Here is a 17,469-nt window from a genome sequence, read left to right on the forward strand (position 1 = left end):
AAAGGACTATTTGGCGAACGCCTGCTTGGCGCCTATTTGGCGAACGCCTGCTTCGCCGCGTTGAGACGCCGCAGGATCGTGCCGTCGTAGAGATCGGAGCCGACACGGACGCTCACACCGCCGATGATCGCGGGGTTCACATCCACCTTCAGCGAGACCTCGCGGCCGTAGATGGCGGAGAGCTTGGCGGCCAGAGCGGCCTCCTCGGCGTCGCCGAGGGGCTTGGCCACCGTCACGTACGCCACCTCGCGGTCACGCCGGGCGGCGGTCAGCTCGACCAGCCGGATCAGCGAGGCCTCGAAGCCACGGCCACCGAATCCCTCGAGCGCGACCTGGACGAGCCGAACCGTGGTCGCCTGGGCCTTGCCGTTGAGCAGGTCCCCCACCAGCTTAGTCCGGGGGGCCACCGGAGCGCCGATGTCACTGAGCGTGGCCGCGAGCTGCGGCGTCCCGGAGACGATCTGCGAGAACCGGAAGAGCTCGTCCTCGACCTCCGCCAGCGCACTGTCCTTCGCCGCCGAGCTGAGCAGGGTGTCCACACCCAGCCGCTCGGTGGCGTCCAGCAGGTCGCTCGGCTTGGAGAAGCGGCCGGCCACCAGCTCGGCCAGCGCGTTGACGGTCACCTCGGTGGCCTTGCCGGCCAGCAGCGAGCGGAACAGGTCGGAGCGGTCGTCGCCCGGCCGGGACGGATCGGTCAGCGCCCGGCGCAGCCGAGGCTGACCCCGCAGCAGGCCGGCCACCGACAGAAGCTCGTCGGCGACCGTGGCCAGCTGCGCGCCCGTCAACGTGGTGGTGTCGGCGTGGAGCCGCTCCACCGCGTCGGCGAAGGCCTGGATGGTGGCGCCCGACGCCATCAGCGCCTGCCCGCCGTGCCGGCGGCGTCGAGGTCCGCGATGAAGCGCTCGACGGTGCCCCGGGTACGGGCCTCGTCGGCCAGAGCCTCGCCGACGATCTTGCCGGCCAGGTCGACCGCGAGCGTGCCGACCTCGGCACGGAGCTCCCGGACGATCGAATCACGCTGCGCCGCGAGCTGCTCGCGACCGGCCGCGATGATGCGGTCGGACTCCTCGCGAGCCGTGGCGAGCACGTCCTGCCGGATGCCCTCGGCGTCGGCCCGGGCCTCGTCGCGGATGCGAGCGGCCTCGGTCCGGGCCTCGGCGAGCTGCGCACGGTACTGCTCGAGCAGCTCGTTCGCCTCCGCCTGGGCGACCTCGGCACGCTTGATACCGCCCTCGATCGCGTCCACACGGGCGCGGAACGTCTTCTCCATCTGCGGGAAGACGAACTTCATCAGGACGAAGCAGAGCACCGCGAAGGCGACCGTACCGACCACGAGCTCTTCCCACGCGGGAATGATCGGGTTGTGCGGGGCCTTGGCTGCCTCGGCCAGAACAACGATGTTGATCACGGGAACCTCCTGTCGAGGTTGAAGATCAGACCGCGCCGGCCCAGACGAAGCCGAACGCGATACCCAGCAGCGCGAGCGCCTCGACGACGGCGAAGCCGATCCAGACGTACGGCAGGGTCAGGCGGGACGACTCCGGCTGACGAGCGGTGGACTGGATGTAAGCAGAGAAGACCAGACCAACACCGATGCCGGGGCCGATCGCGGCGAGGCCGTAACCGATGGCGGCGGTGCTACCAACAACTTCGGCGAGTGGCATTTCTCAGTTCCTCCTGGTATCTCGCGTGACTGCCACGCGGGACGACAAACGGGGTGTGACTCGAAACAGGTGGAGCAAAATCAGTGCTCGTCGGCGAGCGAGCCCTGGACGTAGCTCGCCGTCAGCACCGTGAAGACGTAGGCCTGGAGACAGATCACCAGGAACTCGAGGAAGGTCAGCGCGATGCTCAGCGCCCAGGACAGGATCGACACTGGGGCGAGCCACGGCGTTGCACTGATCATCGCGAAGCCGCCGAGCGTGAACACCAGCAGCAGGATGTGGCCGGCGAACATGTTGGCGAAGAGACGAACCGCCAGCGAGAACGGGCGGACCAGGAAGTTCGAGAAGAACTCGATCGGGATCAGCAGCGGCAGGATGAAGCCCGGCGCCGGCGGGATCAGGGAGACCTTCAGGTACTTCAGGAAACCGTGCTTCCGGATGCCGACGTAGATGAACATCACGTAGCTGATGACCGCGAGGATCGCCGGGAACGCGATGTGCGAGTTCGGCGAGAGCTGCACGAACGGGACGATGCCCCAGAAGTTGTTCAGCAGGATGAACATGAACAGCGTCGTCAGGTACGGCGCGAAGGCCACACCCTTCGGGCCGATCATCTCCACGGCGATGTTGTTCCGCACGAAGCCGTAGATGCTCTCGGCGAGCCACTGCTTCTTGGTCGGGACGAGTTCCGGCTTCCGGTACGAGACCAGGAAGAAGATGATAATCGCCGCGACCGCCACCCACACCAGGAACGTGATCTTGGTGAACCAGTAATTGTCGTGGGCGCCCCACGGCAGGATGCTGGGCAGGTAGAAGTCCTCGACGCTGGGCGGGAATTCCGCCGCGAGGACCACCGACTGAGCGATCACCAGGGCCCTTTCCTGTCAGGCGCCGAGACGGCGCACGATGAGGTACACACCTAGGCCGACTCCGAGCACCGAGCCGATGCCGGTGAAGATGCCCGGGGTTCCGACGTAGTGGTCGACCAGCCAGCCGATCCCGCCCCACACCAACATGCCCGCGATGAGATAGGTGACCGCCGTCATGCCCGCGCCTGAATCGGGCGGGGGAGGGCCTTCGTCACCGCGGTTGTCGTGGGGGGGTTCCTGACCGGTCATGACGGCCCGAACGATATCAGCCGGAAATACAAGGATGAGCGGGACCCCCCGCACAACCGTAGTTGTCCAGGCGTCAGGGGTCTCGCAACTGGAAGCACACGGTACTCCTGTCGCGCCAAAACGGAACAAGGCACGGCCGGACACATCACCGGTTCGTGGCAGTTGACCGGCCAAACCTCCGCTGACCAGGGAGGACGCCCGTGCTTCAGATCACCCCCGGAGAGTTCGGCGAGTCACCCACCAGGCCTGGACGCCGGTCCAGACCACAACCCCGGCGACCACCCCGAGGCCGAGCGCCTTCTTACCCGACCAATCGGACGAGACGCCAACTGCCAGGATAATGCCGAGCAAAGAGTATTTGACGACATACGTCAACATTCCCAGCGGCATGACCAGGGCCGGGCGCACGGTGTCCGCCCAGGCCACCACCAGCGTGGTGAGGGTGTGGCTGACCAGCACGATCAGGACGCCGCCGGCCGCGGCCAGCGCGGCGGTCGGGCCGCTGACCAGGTAACCGACCGAAGCGGCGCAGAGCATCAGGGCGAACGAGACCGTGGTCAGGAAGCCGAGATGCTCGACCTTCCAGCGCGGATCCTTCGGCAGCGGCGGCAGATCCGGCAGCGGGGTCTCGTCGACCTTCTCCGGCGTACCAGGAATTTCCCCGAAAGCCCCGGAACGTTCACCATCGCGCTCGGCCAAAGGCGAAGAGCCGCTCAAGCCAGAACCTCCTGCTCCACATAGAACGGGAAGCGCCGCACCAGGCCGGTCACCTCCTCGCCGACGTCGGCCAGCCGGGACATCCCGGCGACCGTCTCGGGATCGCACCGCACCGCCACCCCGATCAGCTCCGCGATCCGGCGCATCTCGGGCTCCCGCATCCCCTGCGAGGTCACACCCGGCGCGCCGACCCGGATCCCGGAGGCCACGGCGGGGCGCTCCGGATCGTACGGAATGGCGTTCTTGTTGAGAGCGATCCCGGCGATGGCGCAACGCGCCTCCGCCTCCCGGCCGCTGATCCCCAGATCGCGCAGATCGAGCACGGCGAGATGGGTGTCGGTGCCACCGGTGACCGGGCGCATCCCCTCGGCGGTCAGCCAGGAGGCCAGCGCCTGCGCGTTACGCACGGTCTGCGAAGCGTACCCCTGGAAGGCCGCGCCGCTCGCCTCGCGGAGGGCCACCGCCTTCGCCGCGACCGCGTGCATCATCGGGCCGCCCTGCGCGAACGGGAAGACCGCCTTGTCGATCCGCTGGGCCAGGTCCGCCCGGCAGAGGATCATGCCGCCGCGCGGGCCGCGCAGCGCCTTGTGCGTGGTGCAGGTGACGACGTCGGCGTACGGCACCGGGGACGGGATCGCCCGCCCGGCCACCAGGCCGATGAAGTGCGCCGCGTCGACCAGCAGGTACGCCCCGACCTCGTCGGCGATCTCGCGGAACCGGGCGAAGTCGATCAGCCGCGGGTACGAGGTCGCCCCACAGATGATCAGTTTCGGCCGGTGCGCGAGCGCCAGGTCGCGTACCTCGTCGTAATCGATCAATTCGGAGACCGGATCCACCCGGTACGAGATCGGGTGGAACCACTTCCCGGAGAAGTTCGCCTTGCTCCCGTGGGTCAGGTGCCCGCCGTGCGGCAGCCCCATCGCCAGCACCGGGTCGCCCGGCTCGGCCAGCGCGGCGTACGCCGCCAGGTTCGCCGACGCCCCGGAGTGCGGCTGCACGTTCGCGTGGTCGGCGCCGAACAGCTCGACGGCCCGCGCGACGGCCAGTTCCTCGGCCCGGTCGGCCTGGGCGCACCCGCCGTAGTAGCGGTTGCCCGGATAGCCCTCGGCATACTTGTTGGCGAGCGTCGAGCCGAGCGCGGCCAGCACCGCCGGCGAGGTGAAACTCTCGCTCGCGATCAGCGTCAACGTGTCGCGCTGGCGGGCCACCTCGTCGAGAAGCACGCCGGCGATCTCCGGGTCGTCGCGCTCCAGCGCGGCGAAGTCCGGACCCCAGAAGGTCCTCACCTGGGCCTCCCCGAGCTCGGTGACGCGGCCTGCATCGAGCATATGGCTGAATCACCACGATTCGGGGCACAGTCTGAAGTTATGCGTTGTCTTGTCACGGGTGCGACCGGCTACATCGGCGGCAGGTTGGCCCCTCGCCTGGCCGAATCCGGTCATCAGGTGCGCTGTCTCTCCCGCAGCGCGGGGCGTCTGCGGGACGTCCCGTGGGCCGATCAGGTGGAGATCGTCGAGGCCGACCTCGCCGATCCGGCCAGTCTCCGCCCGGCCTTCGACGGCATCGAGGTCGCCTACTTCCTGATGCACTCGCTGGGTCAGCGGGACTTCGAGCGCCGCGACCGCGAGGCCGCCGCCAACTTCGCCGCGGCGGCACGGGCGGCCGGCGTACGCCGGATCATCTACCTGGGCGGCCCCGAGCCCCCGCCCGGCGACCGCCCGTCCCCGCACCTGCGCTCCCGCGCCGAGGTGGCCCGGATCCTGCTCGCCAGCGGCGTGCCGACGGCGGTGCTGCGCGCCCCGGTGATCATCGGGTCCGGCTCGGCCTCGTTCGAGATGCTGCGCTACCTCACCGAGCGACTGCCGGCCATGGTCTGCCCGCGCTGGGTCGGCAACCGGATCCAGCCGATCGCGGTCCGCGACGTGCTCCGCTACCTGATCGACGCGGCCGGGCTGCCGCCGGACGTGCACCGCGGCTTCGACATCGGCGGCGCCGACGTGCTCACCTACGCCGAGATGATGCGCCGCTACGCCACCGTCGCCGGACTCCCCCGCCGGATCATCCTGCCCACCCGGGTGCTCAGCCCGTGGCTCTCCGCGCACTGGGTCGGCCTGGTCACCCCGGTCCCGAACGCGATCGCCCGGCCGCTGGTCGCCAGCCTGGTGCACGAGGCGGTGGCCCGGGAGAACGACCTCGCCGCGCTGCTGCCCGGGCCCGCCCCGATCGGCTTCGACGAGGCGGTCCGGCTCGCACTGGGCCGGATCCGCGACGCCGACGTGGAGACCCGCTGGACCAGCGCGTCCGGCCGGGACGCGGCCGCCGAGCCGCTGCCCAGCGACCCGGACTGGTCCGGCGGCAGCATCTACACCGACGAGCGGCGCCGCCCGGTGCACGCCCCGGCGGACCGGCTGTGGCAGGTCATCGAGGGTGTCGGCGGGGACAACGGCTGGTACTCGTTCCCGCTCGCCTGGTCGGTGCGCGGCTGGCTGGACCGGCTGGTCGGCGGGGTCGGGCTGCGCCGCGGCCGGCGCGACCGGAACCGGCTGCGGGTCGGCGAGGCACTGGACTGGTGGCGGGTCGAGGAGATCGTGCCCGGCTCACTGCTGCGGCTGCGGGCCGAGATGCGGGTGCCGGGGCGTGCCTGGCTGGAGATGCGCGCCGAGCCGGACGGGGACGGGGGCTCGGTCTATCGCCAGCGGGCGGTGTTCCTGCCGCGCGGGCTGGCCGGGCACCTCTACTGGGCGTCGGTCTGGCCGTTCCACGGGATCGTCTTCAACGGGATGGCCCGGAACATCGCTCGCGGGGCTGAGGGCTGAAAACCGCCGCCCGCCGGTCGGTCGGTCGCGGCTGCGGCCCGCTCGCTGTTTTGCTTGCCAGGCACCGCCCGCTGCTGGTCGCGGCTGCGGCCGCCACTTGCGGGAGTTGCCGCTTGCGGTGGCTTCGGAGGTACGCCGTGGTCCCGCTCCGCCGACGCCGCAAGCCCGCCGGCCGGCCCTCAGGGGTGCCTCAGCCCGGCCGAGGCACCCTCACGACCAGCTGGGCCCGATGCGCTGGCGCCTATGGCTGTTGCGAAGATCGGTTGCGGTCTCGGGCGGTGAGGATCCGGGGCGTTGCCGTGATCGCCGGGCGGCGGCTCACGTCGCGAGAAACGCGCCCGAGCCCGCTGTGGACAACCCCGCCTCAGGCCGCCGCCCGTGCTAGGCGATCCCGCACCGCCAGCCAGTCCTCACCGTCCGGCGGCTCCTGGATCAGGATCGTGGCCACCCCGGCGTCGTCCAGACGATGCAGGGCCGCGTACAGGTCCGCCGCAAACTCACGGGGGTCCGCGGACAGAACCTCAACGATGTCGTACGGCGGGTACCCGACCCCCTCGTACGTCAAAATCGCCGAAGGCGCCGTCAACCCGGCCCGATCCGCCTCCCGCAAGTCCCGCATGAGCAGGGTCTTCGCCCGAGGCGCGTAGTGCCGCCGGCTCATCCCCGGCGACGGCCGGGCCGCGCCGTCCGCGGTCTCCTCGTCGCGCACCGCGATCGCCCCGGTCACGTCCCGGAGCGCCCGCAACGGCAACGCCCCCGGCCGCAGCAGCGTCGGCACCGGCGTGGTCAGATCGAGGACCGTCGACTCGATCCCCCACGAGCTCGGCCCCCCGTCCAGCACCAGCGGCACCTCCGGCAGGCTGCGCACGACGTGCTCGGCGGTGGTCGGCGAGATCGACTCGGAGCGGTTGGCGCTGGGCGCGGCGAGCGCCAGCCCGGACGCCGCCAGCAGGCGCAACGCGACCTCGTGCGCGGGGATCCGGATCGCGATGGTGTCGTTGTCGGCACCGACGCCGGCCAGGTGTGCGGCCCGGCGCACGACCAGGGTCAGCGGGCCGGGCCAGAACGCCGCGGCCAGCTTCTCGGCCGCCTCGGGCCACTCCGCGGCCAGTTCGCGGGCCGCGTCGACGGTGGCGACGTGGACGATCAGCGGGTTCCAGCCGGGCCGGTTCTTCAGCCGGTAGACCTCGCCGATCGCCTGCCGGGAGAAGGCGTTGGCGCCGAGGCCGTAGACGGTCTCGGTGGGGAAGGCGACGACCGAGTCGGCGCGGAGGAGTTCGACGGCCCGGCGCAGCCCTTCGGCATCGGGGGCGGCGATCTGTGGGAAGGCGCTCATGGAAGGAGCAACGTGGCGAGCGGGACCGTGGTGTCCTCGATCTCGTCGCCGACCCGCTGGAACGTCTGGTCGCCGCGGCCCCACGGGTCGTCCAGGTCGTCGGTGAGCAGCGGCGCCGCGCCGGCCCGCAGCCGGTGCACGGCCTCGACGATCGCCACGCCGCGCTGGTGCACGGCGTCCGGTTTCGACTCGGCCGGGGGCAGGGCGGCCTTGTCGACGCCGTGCAGCAGCCGGCCGAACTCGCCGAGGACGAACGTGCGCGCGGCCGCGTCCGGGCGCAGGGCGACCACGTAGTCGTACTGATCGGCGGTCGCGGTGAGGATCAGGTCGGCCTCGTCGATGAAGTCGCCGCGCAGTTTGCGGGCCGCGAAGCCGTCGGCGGAGCCGCGCCGGGCGCGGACCTGACGGGCCGCCGGCGGGTTCATCTCCTCGCCCTCGTGCCAGCCTCCGGTTCCGGCGCTGAGGCTGCGCAGCAGCGGCTCGTCGTGCTTGACCCGGTCGTGGACGGCCCGGTCGAGCAGGCGTTCGGCCATCGGCGACCGGCAGATGTTGCCCATGCAGACGTGCAGGACGGTGAACGGCGCCACCTCAGGCCTGCCCCTCGACGATCTCGGGCACGACGTCGCGCAGCTTCTCGACCGGGATCGAGCCGACCCGCAGCACGCGTGGCACGTCCCCGGTCACGTCGACCACGGTGCTCGGCCACGGATCGACGGCCGGGCCGGCCTCCAGGTAGACGCGCACCGAGTACTCCAGCTGCTCACGGGCCTCCTCGGCGGTCAGCGGCGACGGCGAGCCGACCTTGTTGGCCGTGGTCACCGCCATCGGGCCGACCTCGCGCAGCACCTCGAGGGCGACCGGGTGCAGCGGCATCCGCACGGCGATCACGCCGCCGGTGTCGCCCAGGTCCCACTGCAGGCTCGGCGAGTGCTCCACGATGATGGTCAGCGCGCCCGGCCAGAACGCGTCGGCCAGGTCCCGCGCGGCCCGGGGCAGCGAGTAGACCAGCCCGTCGAGGGTGTGTCGGGAGCCGACCAGCACCGGCGGCGGCACCCGGCGGTCCGACCCGCGGGCGTGGTGCAGCTGGGTGATCGCGTGGGCGGTGAAGGCATCCGCACCGACCCCGTACACCGTGTCGGTGGGCATGACCACGAGCTCACCGCTCTTGGCCGCCTCGACGGCGGCGGCGATGCCGCGATCACGATCGGCGATGGCAGCGCAGTCGTAGAGCATCACGCTGTGCAGTCTGCCATGCGGTTGATCTGCTCAACTAGCGGCGGCGGGCGGTCGCATAGCGTGGGCGGCCGGTGAAGTCCTCGTGCGCGGTCACCTCGGTGAACCGGCCGTCCGCGCGGAGCAGATCGGGCACCGCGGCGCCGTGCACGTCATCATGTTCGATACCGACCGATCCGCCCGATTTGAGAAGAGCACCGGCCAGCGCGATCACCGGCCGGATCACGGACAGCCCGTCGGCCCCGCCGAAGACCGCCTCGGCCGGATCGTGATCGGACACCTCGGGTGGGACCGGAGTGCCGTCCGGCACGTAGGGCGGATTGCAGAGCAGCACATCCACCTGACCGTGCAGATCGGACAACAGTTCCGGATCGGTCACATCACCTTCGACGATCAAAACCTTGTTCGCGTACGGCGTGACGTTGCGCCGCAGCCACGGCAACGCTTCCGCGGACCGTTCCACCGCGATCACCCGGCCGGCCGGCGACTCGTCCGCGACCGACACCGCGATCGCCCCGCTGCCGCTGCACAGGTCGACCACGGTCGCCCCGGGCGTGGTCCGCTCGATGCCCCAGCCGGCCAGCAGCTCGGTCTCCGGGCGGGGCACGAAGACGCCGTCGCCGACCGCGAGTTCCACATGCCGGAACGCGGCCGTGCCGAGCAGATGTTGCAACGGGATCCGGTCCGCCCGCGCGGTGACCAACTCGCGCAGCCGCTCGGCCTCGTCCGCGCGGATGGCGTCGATCAATATCAGCCGCCCACGCGGCACCTGGAGCACGTGCGCGGCCAGCAACTCGGCGTCCACCCGGGGCGAGGACACACCGGACGCCGAGAGTTCGGCGGTCGCCGATGCGAGCTCGGGTGCCAGACGGGTCCGGCGGGGGTGTTCGTCAGGCGGCGTCACGGCATAATCATGAGACGTCGCGCACGCCGGGGATCGGCCGGGTCGCCCAGCGCCGCGCCGAGCCCGTGGGAGGCGCCTGGTGGGTTGGTTGGACCAGCTCGCGGAACATGTCGAGGATCTGCGCCGGGCCGGGGAGCTTCAGCAGAACGGCCGCTCGGCACAGGCCCTGCCGATCCTGGACTCCGTGCTGGCCGTGAGCGTCGATCCCACCGCCCGGGCGTACGCGTTGATCCAGCGCTTCGGCGCCCTGATCAACCTGGGCCGGGTCGCCGAGCTGGCGGCCGCGATGGCGGCCGCCGCCGAGGCGGTCCGCGAGGTGCCGGATCCCTATCTCCGCGGCCAGATGCACGCCTTCGCGGCGCTCGGCGCCCATCTGCAGAGCAATCTGGACCGTGGGGTCACCCACCTGGTGCAGGCGTCCCGCGCCCTCGCCGCGGTGCCGGAACGCGACCAGGAGACCGCCTGGGGCTGGCACGACCTCGCGATGGCGTATTCCTATCTGGGCTTTCACGGCCAGGCGCTGACCGCGATCGAGCAGGCCCGGGAGGTGGGCGCGAGCGCCGGCCTGACCCCCGAGGTGTTCGCCGCCCCCGGCATCCGGCTGCGCAACGCGGTCTCCCTGGACCACTGGGGCGACACCGACGGCTGCCTGCGGGTGCTGCGCGACATCGACGCCGAGCTGTCCCGCTACGTGGCGACCGACCAGCTGCGCCCGGGCAGCCGCGCGGTCTACGGCTACGCGCTGGCCCGCCGCGCCGCCCTGGGCGAGCCGACCGAGGACGGCGCGGCCCGCTGGCTGACCGGCGGCGGCGACAGCGCGCGCACCCGGGACCTACGACACCTCGGCTCGGTCTGCCTGACCATCGCGGCCGGCAAACCGGAGCGCGCGCTGACCATGCTGGAGGCGATCCCGGTCTCCGCCGAGGTGCTCGGCGCCCCGGAGCCCGCCCGGTTACGCAGCATCTGCCACGCCAGCGCCGGCGACCACGCCGCCGCGCACGCCGCCGACCGGTACGCGTTCCGCCTCGCCGCCCAGCGCATCGACCAGCTGCGCGACGGCTACCTGGACGGCGTCGCCGCCCGCCTGGACGCCCAGGAGACGCAACGCGACCCGCACCGGTACGGCGACGAGACGCTCACCGACCCGCTGACCGGCCTGCCCAACCGCCGCCAGCTGGAGCACTACGTGGACGGGCTGCTGGCCCGCGGCGAGCGGGCCGCGGTCGGGGTCTGCGACATCGTCGGCTTCACCACGGTCAACATGCGGCACGGCCGGCACTGCGGCGACCTGGTGCTGCAGCGGATCGCCGGGGTGCTGGCCCGGGTGATGCGCCGCGGCGACTTCGCGGCCCGGTTCGCCGGCGACGAGTTCGTCCTGGTCCTGCCGGGCGCCGGCCCGCACCACGCGGCCGAGGTCTCCCGCCGGATCAGCGCCGCCGCCGCCGCGGAGAACTGGCAGGTCCTGGTCCCGGGCACGCCGATCGGGCTGGCCGCCGGCTGGTCCGAGGTGGGCACCAACGGCCGCGGGCTGAGCGCCGCCCTGGCCGCCGCCGCGGCGAGCCGGAAACCGACCTGAGACGTCCGTGATCGAGCCGGGTGGGTGCCCGGGCCGCATAGGATCGGCGACACCATGGCGATCATCGAACTGGGCGACGTCAGCGCGCCGGACTTCGTCGAGGAGCCCGCGCCGGCACCCCCGTTGCGCCGGATCGGGCTCCGCCGGCCGGTCGCGGCCGTCCTCGCGGTGCTCGCCGCGGTCGCCCTGACCGGCTCCGGGCGGCCCGCCCCACCGTCCTTCGCCGAGAGCTGGTCGGCCGAGATCGGGCTGGACAGCTGGCCCTACCCGTTCGCCGGCATCGTCCTGGTCAACCAGGGCACCCCGGAGAACCAGGAGTCGGTCGCGTACGACCTGGGCACCGGCCAGGTCCGCTGGCGCCTGCACGACAAGGAGCTGCCGTCCTGGCTGAACCCGGACCCGGACAGCAACCAGCTCTACGCCCCCGCGAAGATCCGCACGGTCGAGGTGGACGGCGGCACGACGTACTTCGGCACCGACACCCGGGCGCTGGACGCCGGCACCGGGACGGAGCTCTGGCGGCGGTCCGGCGACGAACTGGCCGCGACCGCCGGCGAGGTGCTGCTCGGCGACCGCGACGACCGGGCCCGGATCACCGGGCTGCACCTGGTCCGGGCCACCGACGGCACCGCGCTCTGGGACCGCCCGATCGACCCGGCCGACAACGTGGTCGTCTCCGAGGACCCGGCGGACACCACCCGGATCGTCCTCGCCACCGCGGCCGGCCGGCTGACCACGCTCCGGTACACCGACGGCGCTGTGCTCGCCACCCGCCAGGTCGACCGGCCGCACACCCAGCTGACCTGGGGTCCGCAGCTGCTCGGCGGGCGGTTCTTCGACGTCCGGCACGACGGTGCGGTCACCACCCTGGTCGCGTACGGGACGGACAGCCTGACCGACCTGTGGCGCTTCACCACCACCGGCGACGTCTACGTCCAGAACTGCGGCCCGGTGCTCTGCGTCAACGACACCCACCTGACCACCGCCCTCGACCCGGCCACCGGCACGCGGCTCTGGCAGCTGCCCAGCGGCGACGCCACCCCGCTGACGAACGGCCGGCTGCTGATCGCCGACAGCCGGCAGATCGCCACCGAGCAGGCCGTGGTCGACGCCCGCACCGGCCGCGCCGTCCGGACCGCCCCGCCGCACAGCCGGATCCTCGCCGTGGACGGCGACCGGCTGCTGGAGCTGCGCGACACCACGACCGCGCCCTACCGCGTGACGATCGCCCGCTGGGACCCGGACACCGGCCGGCGGACCCTGCTCGGCGCGGTCCTCGGCCGCTCCGACACCTGCCAGCTCAGCGGGCACCGGATGCTCTGCACCGGCGCCGGCCGGCTCAGCGTCACTGACGTCGGCTGAGCTCGGTGTCCCCGGCCAGCCGGGCCTCCCGGTCCGCCGCGGCCAGCGCGTCCAGCACCCCGTCCAGCTCGCCACCGAGGACGAGATCGAGGTTGTACGCGGTGTAGCCGATCCGGTGGTCGGTGATCCGGTTCTGCGGGTAGTTGTACGTGCGCACCCGCTCGGAGCGGTCGACCGTCCGCACCTGGGCCTTGCGCGCGTCGCCGGCCACCGCGTCCGCCGCCTCCTGCAGCTGCACCAGCAGCCGGGAGCGCAGGATCCGCATCGCCGACTCCTTGTTCTGCAGCTGGCTCTTCTCGTTCTGGCAGCTGACCACGGTCCCGGTCGGCAGGTGCGTGATCCGGACCGCGGAGTCGGTGGTGTTGACCGACTGGCCACCCGGCCCCGACGAGCGGTACACGTCGATCCGCAGGTCGCCCGGCTCGATGTGCACCTCGACGTCCTCCGCCTCGGGCAGCACCAGCACACCGGCCGCCGAGGTGTGGATCCGGCCCTGCGACTCGGTGACCGGGACCCGCTGCACCCGGTGCACGCCGCCCTCCCACTTCATCCGGGACCAGACGCCGTGGCCGCCCTCCGGCAGGCCCCGCGTCTTCACCGCGACCGAGATGTCCTTCACACCGCCGAGGTCCGACTCCTGCGAGTCGATCACCTCGATCACCCAGCCGTGGCGTTCCGCGTACCGGGTGTACATGCGCAGCAGATCCGCGGCGAACAGCGCGGACTCCTGGCCGCCCTCGCCCGCCTTGATCTCGACGATCACGTCCTTGGCGTCGTTCGGGTCGCGCGGCATGAGCATCTCGCCGAGCTTCTCCTCCAGCGCCGGCAGCACCGCGGCGACCGCCTCGACCTCACTCGCGAACGCCGGGTCCTCGGCGGCCAGCTCCTTAGCGGCGGCCAGGTCGGCGCGCGCGGCCTCCAGCTCGGCGTGCGCGGTGTAGAGCGGCGCGAGCTCGGCGAAGCGCCGGCCGACCCGGCGGACCAGCGCCTGGTCGGAATGGATCGACGGGTCCTCCATCCGCTTCTCCAGATCGGCGTATTCGTCGAGAAGCGCGGTCAGGCGGTCGGTGCTCATCGGTCACTCCAAGTCGTGGAAAAGCGGACCAACACGCGAACGGCGCCCGCCCCGGTTTCCCGGGACGGGCGCCGTTGAAGCAGTTACTTCTTCTTCGCGGCGTTGACCTTGGCGTACTTCGCCTGGAACTTCGCGACCCGGCCCGCGGTGTCGAGGACGCGCTGCTTGCCGGTGTAGAACGGGTGGCAGGCGCTGCAGGTCTCGACGCGGATCTCGCCGCCCTTGGCGGTGCTACGGGTGGTGAAGGTCTCGCCGCAGGAGCAGATGACCTCGGTGGTCGTGTACTCCGGGTGGATGCCGCTCTTCATGTCTGCTCGGTCCCTCTCGATGATGCGGGTCGCCGGGTCGCCCTGTGATGAATGAGGACGGGAACCGGAACCCTTACTGGCCGATGTACCAGTCTGCCAGATCCCGGTAGCAGCCGGAAATCAGGAGGTGCAACTGGTTACGACCTCGATAACGTGAGCGCCCCTTCGGTAATTCCCGCTCACTGAGGACCACCGCCATGACGCTGCTCCACGAGGTCTTCGATCCGGTCAAGCTGGCCGAAGCGGTCGGCAACGGGCTGATCCGGACGCAGCGTCATCCGAGCCTGCCGTTCACGATCTACAACTACACCGAGGCCTGCCAGTACTCCGGCGCTTGGAGCCCGGTCACGCTCGCCTGTCGTGGCCTGATCGTGCACGAGTCCGGACACATTGCGGCTCGTGTCATGAATAAGTTCTTCAACCATTCTGAGCCGTCTGCGCCGGTTCTCGACGCAGCGGCGGCGGTGACGGTCACTGACAAGGTGGATGGGAGCCTGGGCATCGTCTACCACGACGGCTCGGGCTGGGCGGTGGCGACGCGCGGGTCGTTCGCCTCCGATCAGGCGCGGCATGCGACGAACCTGCTGCGTACGCGGTACGCGGAGTTCGTCCCGCCGGCCGGCCTGACGGTGCTCGTGGAGATCATTTACCCGGACAACCGGATCGTCGTCGACTACCGGGGTCTCGACGACCTGGTCCTGCTCGGCGCGGTCGAGATCGCCACCGGCCGCTCGCACGGGCCGGAGGCGGTGCCGGACTGGCCGGGCCCGGTGGTCGAGACGTTCGGGTACGCGACGCTGGCCGAGGCGCTCGCCGCTCCCCCGCGCGACGGGCGGGAGGGGCTGGTGGTGCACTTCACCGCGGCCGACCAGCGGGTGAAGATCAAGTACGCCGACTACGTCCGGCTGCATCGCCTGGTGACCGGGCTCACCCCCCGTACCGTATGGGAGATCTTGGCGACCGGCGGCGACCTGGACCCGATGCTGGCGCCCTTGCCGGACGAATTCCATGTCTGGGCCAGCGGCGTAGCCGCGGAGCTCACCGCCGAGGTCGACGCGCGCGCCGCGGCGGTCGAGGCGGCCTACGACGGGATCGTCGGCGGGCTGCCGGCCGGTTGGGGGCGCAAGGAGTTCGCGCTGGCCGCGGTGCGCAGCCCGCACCGGGGTGAGCTGTTCCAGCGTCTGGACGGTCACGACTACCGTCCTGGCCTGTGGCAGCGGGTTCGGCCGTCGGGAGACAAGGCGGCCGGTGGAGGAGCCGAGGAATGACGCGACTGTTGATCACGCGGGGTCTGCCCGCGTCCGGGAAGACCACGTTCGCCCGCAAGCTGCAGCCCGGGGTGGTCCGGGTGAACCGGGACGACCTGCGGCGGATGCTGCACGGGCAGCGCCTGTTCACGCAGTCGGCCGAGGCGCAGGTCACGCACGCGCAGCGGGCCGCGGTCGAGGCGCTGCTGCGGACCCGGGCCAGCGTGATCGTGGACGACACGAACCTGCGGGCCAAGGTGGTCCGGGAGTGGGCCGAGATGGCCGCCCGGCACGGCGCGTCGTTCGAGGTGCACGACTTCACCGACGTCCCGCTGGCCGAGTGTCTCCGGCGGGACGCCGAGCGGCCCGCGGACGACCAGGTCGGCGAGGACGCGATCCGGCGGATGCACGAGCGGTATCTGGCCGGGAAGAACGTGCCGCTGCCGGTGCCGTTCGTCGACCCGGGTGGGCCGGGCGTCGTCTACCAGCCGGATCCGGAGCTGCCGCCGGTGGTGCTGGTGGACATCGACGGGACGGTCGCGCTGATGGCCGGGCGGAGTCCGTACGAGTGGCACCGGGTCGGTGAGGACGCGCCGAACCCGGCGGTGATCGCGGCGGTCCGGGCGATGCACGCGGCCGGGCACGCGATCGTCTTCTGCTCCGGGCGCGACGAGGTGTGCCGGGCGGAGACCGAGGCGTGGCTGGAGTTGTTCGTCGACGTGCCGTACGAGGGCCTGTTCATGCGTCCCGAGGGGGACAGCCGGAAGGACTCGATCGTCAAGCGGGAGATCTTCGACTCGGAGATCCGGAACCGCTGGCGGGTCGTGGGGGTTTTCGACGACCGCCAGCAGGTGGTACGTATGTGGCGTGCGCTCGGCCTGACCGTGTTCCAGGTCGCGGAAGGGGACTTTTGAGTTGGTGAAGTATCCGCGTACGTTCCATCTGCCCGATTCCCCGGGCGCCTCCGGCGACGACCGGATCCAGTCGGATCTGTCGTGGCTGGACGGTGAGCTCGTGGTGACCGAGAAGATGGACGGCGGGAACCTCACCTTCACCCGGGACGCGATGTACGCGCGGTCGGTCGACTCCGGCACGCATCCGTGGGATCGGCCGGCGAAGGCGCTGTGGGCGATGACGGCGTACAAGATCCCGGACGGGTGGCGGGTCTGCGGCGAGTCGATGTGGGCCCGCCGCAGCGTCGCGTACACCGATCTGCCCGGGGTCTTCCTGGTCTTCGGCATCTGGGACGAGACGGACACGCTGCTGGGCTGGGACGACACGGTGGACTGGGCCCGCCGGCTGGAGCTGCCGGTGGTCCCGGTCCTCTATCGCGGCGGCAGCCTCTCCGAGGCCCGCGCCGCCTGGCTCGCGCTGCGCGAGGAGAAAACTTCCGAGGGGTACGTCGTTCGCGCGGCCGGCCGCATCCCGGCCGCCGAGTTCCCGGTCAAGCTGCTGAAATGGGTCCGGGCCGAGCACGTCCGGACCGACGCCGCCTGGCGCCACCGCGACGACTTCGCGGTCAACGAGTTCGCCTAGCCCGCGGCCGGCCAGCGCGCGGCCATCGCCGCCAGGATCATCCGGTCGAACGGCTCGGCCACTTCGATGCCGTCGCGCCAGCAGATCTCGTCGCCGTCGCCCTCCCGGTCCAGGACGCACAGGACCGCGCCGGCCGACGCGGCCAGGTCGGTGAAGACACGGCGGACGCTGGTGGAGTCCGCGAACAGATGGCTCATGCCGGTGGTGGCTGCGGTGTAGCTGAGGTGGGCGTAGCCGGGGCGCGGCGAGTACCGGTACCAGACGGACAGGTAGATGTAGCCGATCCGGATCGGGTCCTCGGCGCTGTCGTCCCCCTCGGCCCAGGCCCGGATCACGTCGTCGCGGACCGGGAAACGCAACAAGGTGTCGAGCTGAACGTGACCGTCCCCGGCCCGGACGTCGACCGGGTCGGCGCGGAAGCCCGACGTGAACGGGAGAAGCAGTTCCGCACCGTCGGGCAGGGTCACCCGGACCGGGCCCTTGCCGGGGTGGGCGAGGGCGGCGGTGGCCCGGAGCGCCGTCGCGACGTTCCGGGCCGGCAGGTGGATGTCGTACGCCCAGTCGATTCCCATCGAGG

The 17,469-nt window shown here is 71.5% G+C and carries 20 protein-coding genes; 6 read left to right on the plus strand and 14 right to left on the minus strand.

Going from position 1 to position 17,469, the window contains the following annotated elements:
• Positions 1 to 32: 32 nt before the first annotated feature.
• From L3i22_RS48435 to glyA, 7 genes are all read right to left on the minus strand, one after another.
• Positions 33 to 854, minus strand: coding sequence for a F0F1 ATP synthase subunit delta (locus L3i22_RS48435; protein WP_221324133.1), 822 nt, complete (start codon positions 852 to 854; stop codon positions 33 to 35).
• Positions 854 to 1,390 (minus strand): F0F1 ATP synthase subunit B, encoded by a 537-nt coding sequence (locus L3i22_RS48440; RefSeq protein WP_221330517.1) that lies wholly within the window; start codon positions 1,388 to 1,390, stop codon positions 854 to 856. Before L3i22_RS48440 ends, L3i22_RS48435 begins: the two co-directional genes overlap by 1 nt.
• A gap of 43 nt (positions 1,391 to 1,433) precedes the next feature.
• On the minus strand, positions 1,434 to 1,664 hold the full coding sequence (locus tag L3i22_RS48445; RefSeq protein ID WP_221324134.1) for an ATP synthase F0 subunit C: 231 nt from the start codon (positions 1,662 to 1,664) through the stop codon (positions 1,434 to 1,436).
• 80 nt (positions 1,665 to 1,744) lie between these two features.
• Positions 1,745 to 2,536 carry a F0F1 ATP synthase subunit A gene (atpB, locus tag L3i22_RS48450; RefSeq protein ID WP_370644580.1) on the minus strand — a complete coding sequence of 264 codons (792 nt, stop codon included), beginning with the start codon at positions 2,534 to 2,536 and terminating at the stop codon, positions 1,745 to 1,747.
• 12 nt (positions 2,537 to 2,548) lie between these two features.
• Complete coding sequence (locus tag L3i22_RS48455; protein WP_221324136.1) at positions 2,549 to 2,782, minus strand: AtpZ/AtpI family protein; 234 nt, start codon at positions 2,780 to 2,782, stop codon at positions 2,549 to 2,551.
• Positions 2,783 to 2,992: 210 nt separating this feature from the next.
• Positions 2,993 to 3,499 carry a hypothetical protein gene (locus L3i22_RS48460; RefSeq protein ID WP_255657703.1) on the minus strand — a complete coding sequence of 169 codons (507 nt, stop codon included), beginning with the start codon at positions 3,497 to 3,499 and terminating at the stop codon, positions 2,993 to 2,995.
• Positions 3,496 to 4,785, minus strand: a complete 1,290-nt coding sequence (gene glyA, locus L3i22_RS48465) for a serine hydroxymethyltransferase (protein WP_255657704.1) — start codon at positions 4,783 to 4,785, stop codon at positions 3,496 to 3,498. The genes L3i22_RS48460 and glyA overlap by 4 nt, the downstream gene beginning before the upstream one ends.
• A gap of 81 nt (positions 4,786 to 4,866) precedes the next feature.
• Here glyA and L3i22_RS48470 point away from each other — a divergent pair, with 81 nt between their 5' ends.
• Positions 4,867 to 6,315, plus strand: coding sequence for an SDR family oxidoreductase (locus L3i22_RS48470; protein ID WP_221324138.1), 1,449 nt, complete (start codon positions 4,867 to 4,869; stop codon positions 6,313 to 6,315).
• A gap of 364 nt (positions 6,316 to 6,679) precedes the next feature.
• Here the strand turns inward: L3i22_RS48470 and L3i22_RS48475 are convergent, their stop codons facing one another.
• The 4 genes from L3i22_RS48475 to prmC are packed head-to-tail and all read right to left on the minus strand — an operon-like array spanning position 6,680 to position 9,788.
• Positions 6,680 to 7,651, minus strand: a complete 972-nt coding sequence (locus tag L3i22_RS48475) for an L-threonylcarbamoyladenylate synthase (protein WP_221324139.1) — start codon at positions 7,649 to 7,651, stop codon at positions 6,680 to 6,682.
• Positions 7,648 to 8,238: a phosphotyrosine protein phosphatase gene (locus tag L3i22_RS48480; RefSeq protein ID WP_221324140.1), complete on the minus strand. Its 591-nt coding sequence runs from the start codon at positions 8,236 to 8,238 to the stop codon at positions 7,648 to 7,650. The genes L3i22_RS48475 and L3i22_RS48480 overlap by 4 nt, the downstream gene beginning before the upstream one ends.
• A gap of 1 nt (position 8,239) precedes the next feature.
• Positions 8,240 to 8,884 (minus strand): L-threonylcarbamoyladenylate synthase, encoded by a 645-nt coding sequence (locus tag L3i22_RS48485; protein ID WP_255658788.1) that lies wholly within the window; start codon positions 8,882 to 8,884, stop codon positions 8,240 to 8,242.
• A gap of 37 nt (positions 8,885 to 8,921) precedes the next feature.
• Positions 8,922 to 9,788 carry a peptide chain release factor N(5)-glutamine methyltransferase gene (gene prmC / locus L3i22_RS48490; RefSeq protein WP_221324141.1) on the minus strand — a complete coding sequence of 289 codons (867 nt, stop codon included), beginning with the start codon at positions 9,786 to 9,788 and terminating at the stop codon, positions 8,922 to 8,924.
• A 79-nt stretch (positions 9,789 to 9,867) separates the two neighbouring features.
• Here prmC and L3i22_RS48495 point away from each other — a divergent pair, with 79 nt between their 5' ends.
• Both L3i22_RS48495 and L3i22_RS48500 read left to right on the plus strand, forming a co-directional pair.
• Positions 9,868 to 11,364 (plus strand): diguanylate cyclase, encoded by a 1,497-nt coding sequence (locus tag L3i22_RS48495; RefSeq protein ID WP_221324142.1) that lies wholly within the window; start codon positions 9,868 to 9,870, stop codon positions 11,362 to 11,364.
• A 54-nt stretch (positions 11,365 to 11,418) separates the two neighbouring features.
• Positions 11,419 to 12,726: a PQQ-binding-like beta-propeller repeat protein gene (locus tag L3i22_RS48500; protein ID WP_221324143.1), complete on the plus strand. Its 1,308-nt coding sequence runs from the start codon at positions 11,419 to 11,421 to the stop codon at positions 12,724 to 12,726.
• Here the strand turns inward: L3i22_RS48500 and prfA are convergent.
• The gene (gene prfA / locus L3i22_RS48505; RefSeq protein WP_221324144.1) at positions 12,710 to 13,801 is read right to left on the minus strand and encodes a peptide chain release factor 1; all 1,092 of its coding nucleotides are present in this window, start codon (positions 13,799 to 13,801) and stop codon (positions 12,710 to 12,712) included. The genes L3i22_RS48500 and prfA overlap by 17 nt on opposite strands.
• 83 nt (positions 13,802 to 13,884) lie before the next feature.
• Complete coding sequence (gene rpmE, locus L3i22_RS48510; protein ID WP_221324145.1) at positions 13,885 to 14,109, minus strand: 50S ribosomal protein L31; 225 nt, start codon at positions 14,107 to 14,109, stop codon at positions 13,885 to 13,887.
• Between the two features lie 197 nt (positions 14,110 to 14,306).
• Here rpmE and L3i22_RS48515 point away from each other — a divergent pair, with 197 nt between their 5' ends.
• The 3 genes from L3i22_RS48515 to L3i22_RS48525 are packed head-to-tail and all read left to right on the plus strand — an operon-like array spanning position 14,307 to position 16,892.
• Positions 14,307 to 15,377 carry an RNA ligase gene (locus L3i22_RS48515; RefSeq protein ID WP_221324146.1) on the plus strand — a complete coding sequence of 357 codons (1,071 nt, stop codon included), beginning with the start codon at positions 14,307 to 14,309 and terminating at the stop codon, positions 15,375 to 15,377.
• Positions 15,374 to 16,270, plus strand: a complete 897-nt coding sequence (locus L3i22_RS48520; RefSeq protein ID WP_221324147.1) for an AAA family ATPase — start codon at positions 15,374 to 15,376, stop codon at positions 16,268 to 16,270. Before L3i22_RS48515 ends, L3i22_RS48520 begins: the two co-directional genes overlap by 4 nt.
• Positions 16,271 to 16,274: 4 nt before the next feature.
• Positions 16,275 to 16,892 (plus strand): RNA ligase family protein, encoded by a 618-nt coding sequence (locus L3i22_RS48525; protein WP_221324148.1) that lies wholly within the window; start codon positions 16,275 to 16,277, stop codon positions 16,890 to 16,892.
• On the opposite strand, the gene L3i22_RS48530 is transcribed toward L3i22_RS48525, so the two are convergent.
• Positions 16,889 to 17,464 (minus strand): hypothetical protein, encoded by a 576-nt coding sequence (locus L3i22_RS48530; protein WP_221324149.1) that lies wholly within the window; start codon positions 17,462 to 17,464, stop codon positions 16,889 to 16,891. The genes L3i22_RS48525 and L3i22_RS48530 overlap by 4 nt on opposite strands.
• Between the last annotated feature and the right edge of the window lie 5 nt (positions 17,465 to 17,469).

Origin of the sequence: Actinoplanes sp. L3-i22 (genome assembly GCF_019704555.1) — a bacterium.
Taxonomy (GTDB): Bacteria; Actinomycetota; Actinomycetes; order Mycobacteriales; family Micromonosporaceae; genus Actinoplanes.

Coding starts and splice junctions, on each gene's coding strand:
- L3i22_RS48435 (WP_221324133.1), bottom strand. CDS start 854: ATGGCGTCGGGCGCCACCATCCAGGCCTTCGCCGACGCGGTGGAGCGG.
- L3i22_RS48445 (WP_221324134.1), bottom strand. CDS start 1,664: ATGCCACTCGCCGAAGTTGTTGGTAGCACCGCCGCCATCGGTTACGGC.
- L3i22_RS48455 (WP_221324136.1), bottom strand. CDS start 2,782: ATGACCGGTCAGGAACCCCCCCACGACAACCGCGGTGACGAAGGCCCT.
- L3i22_RS48470 (WP_221324138.1), top strand. CDS start 4,867: ATGCGTTGTCTTGTCACGGGTGCGACCGGCTACATCGGCGGCAGGTTG.
- L3i22_RS48475 (WP_221324139.1), bottom strand. CDS start 7,651: ATGAGCGCCTTCCCACAGATCGCCGCCCCCGATGCCGAAGGGCTGCGC.
- L3i22_RS48485 (WP_255658788.1), bottom strand. CDS start 8,884: ATGCTCTACGACTGCGCTGCCATCGCCGATCGTGATCGCGGCATCGCC.
- L3i22_RS48500 (WP_221324143.1), top strand. CDS start 11,419: ATGGCGATCATCGAACTGGGCGACGTCAGCGCGCCGGACTTCGTCGAG.
- prfA (WP_221324144.1), bottom strand. CDS start 13,801: ATGAGCACCGACCGCCTGACCGCGCTTCTCGACGAATACGCCGATCTG.
- rpmE (WP_221324145.1), bottom strand. CDS start 14,109: ATGAAGAGCGGCATCCACCCGGAGTACACGACCACCGAGGTCATCTGC.
- L3i22_RS48515 (WP_221324146.1), top strand. CDS start 14,307: ATGACGCTGCTCCACGAGGTCTTCGATCCGGTCAAGCTGGCCGAAGCG.
- L3i22_RS48520 (WP_221324147.1), top strand. CDS start 15,374: ATGACGCGACTGTTGATCACGCGGGGTCTGCCCGCGTCCGGGAAGACC.
- L3i22_RS48530 (WP_221324149.1), bottom strand. CDS start 17,464: ATGGGAATCGACTGGGCGTACGACATCCACCTGCCGGCCCGGAACGTC.